The following is a 1,796-nucleotide window of genomic DNA, read 5'->3' as shown; positions in this document are numbered from 1 at the left end:
GGAATTTTTAAAAAATGATGATGAAAGAATAGAGTATATAAAAACAGAGTTGGAAAAAGCATATAATGAAAAAAATGGACACAGCGTAGATATTTTAATTTCAGCAATTTACATGTTCAAATTATACAGTGAAAAATTTGTTGATATTTTATGCAAATTAACAAAAGAAGAAGGGCATGGAAAACATGAAGACATAGTGTTTTATCTCCAGCAACTAGAATTACCTTCTACAATAGATTGCATTTATGAACTAGCAATTTCAAATTTTGAAAAATACCGTTGGGACGATAACTTTGCACTAGTCAGAAAATGTTGTTTTGCCTTGGGAGATATAAATACTCCTAAGGCTAAAGAGAAATTGGAATTATTGTTACAAAGTGATGAAGAAATGATAAGAAAACATGCGATGGAGCAGTTAACTAGATGTGATTTTACAAATAAAGATGTTGAATGAAAGGATTAATTATGAAATCCTACATCTTAAAATCTTTAGTCAATTGTGGTATAATAATCTATAAAATAAAATTGACGATATTAATTAAGAAAGGAAAAAAATATGATAACCGCCTTAAAAGGAATGAAAGATAGATATTCTGACGATGTAAAAAAATACGATGCGATTGTAGATGCTTCAAAAAAAGTTTTTGGAAAATATGGATTTGAGCGAATAATTACGCCGATTTTGGAAGAAACGGAGCTTTTTAGAAGAGGTGTTGGAGATGAGACTGATGTTGTTTCAAAAGAAATGTATGATTTTAAGGATAAAGGAGAAAGAGATGTTACAATGCGTCCAGAAGGAACTGCGGGAGTTGTAAGAGCATATCTTGAAGCTGGATTTCATAAGTCTTCTCCGATTGTGAAATGGTTTTACAACGGTCCGATGTACAGATATGAAGCACCACAAAAAGGGAGAATGAGAGAATTTCATCAAACAGGAGTGGAAATGTTTGGTGTGAGAAGTGCATATCTGGATGCAGAAATTATTAAAATGGGTTGCGATTTTCTTGAAGAGCTTGGAATTACTGGCTTAGTTGTGGAGATTAACAGCTTAGGAAATGTTGAATCGAGAAAGAAATATATTGAGAATTTGAAAAAATTTATGTTTGAAAGACTTGATAAATTGAGTGAAGATTCGCAAAAAAGATATGAGAAAAATCCTTTGAGAGCTTTGGATTCTAAGGATAAAGGCGATCAGGAAGAGTTTAAAAATGCACCAAAACTTTATGATTATTTGGATGAAGAAAGTAAAAAATATTTTGAAGATACTAAAAAATATTTGTTGCAGTTTAAACTCTAATCTTGTTCTTCTCTTTCAAAAAAACTAAATACGCTCCCCCCATATTTCTTCGCTTGTGAGAAAAATGGCTGTTCTGATAAATCTGTTTTAGAAGAATGTTCAATAATGAGCATCCCATTTTCAGTAAGTAAGTTTTGATTGAAGACAATATCGGCAATAGTAACAAACTTTTCAATTGGGAAATCATACGGAGGGTCAGCAAAGATAACATCAAACTGCTGAGTAGTACGTTTTAAATATTCATATACATCGGCTTTAAGTGCTGTGATAGGGTAGACTAATTCACGTGCTATTTTATTGATAAATTGCACACAGCCGTTATGGTTATCAACTGATAATACTGAGGGGCAACCTCTACTAGCAAACTCATAGCTAATATTTCCTGTTCCTGCAAAAAGGTCGAGTACAGAAAGTTCTTCAAAATAATAATAGTTATTGAGTATATTAAAAAGAGCTTCCTTCGCAAAATCGGTAGTAGGGCGAACTGGCAATTTATTAG

At 32.0% G+C, this 1,796-nt stretch carries 3 protein-coding genes; 2 read left to right on the top strand and 1 reads right to left on the bottom strand.

All coding sequences use genetic code 11. The features are described 5' to 3' along the window. Nucleotides 1-454 (top strand): HEAT repeat domain-containing protein (locus Q0594_RS01935; protein WP_298729354.1); only part of this gene is annotated, 454 nt, incomplete at its 5' end. A gap of 102 nt (nt 455-556) precedes the next feature. Beyond that, complete coding sequence (hisS, locus tag Q0594_RS01930; protein ID WP_298729353.1) at nt 557-1,297, top strand: histidine--tRNA ligase; 741 nt, start codon at nt 557-559, stop codon at nt 1,295-1,297. On the opposite strand, the gene Q0594_RS01925 is transcribed toward hisS, so the two are convergent. After that, nucleotides 1,294-1,796 (bottom strand): RsmD family RNA methyltransferase (locus Q0594_RS01925; RefSeq protein WP_298729352.1); only part of this gene is annotated, 503 nt, incomplete at its 5' end. The two genes, hisS and Q0594_RS01925, sit on opposite strands and share 4 nt — an antisense overlap.

It is taken from the genome of uncultured Granulicatella sp., from assembly GCF_938030755.1.
Taxonomy (GTDB): domain Bacteria; phylum Bacillota; class Bacilli; order Lactobacillales; family Aerococcaceae; genus Granulicatella.
The sequence above is the reverse complement of the archived record's forward strand: the minus strand, read 5'-3'. Positions and strand labels throughout refer to the sequence as shown.

Bases quoted from the DNA above. Each gene is read 5' to 3' on its own strand.
- hisS (WP_298729353.1), top strand. From the start codon at position 557: ATGATAACCGCCTTAAAAGGAATGAAAGATAGATATTCTGACGATGTA.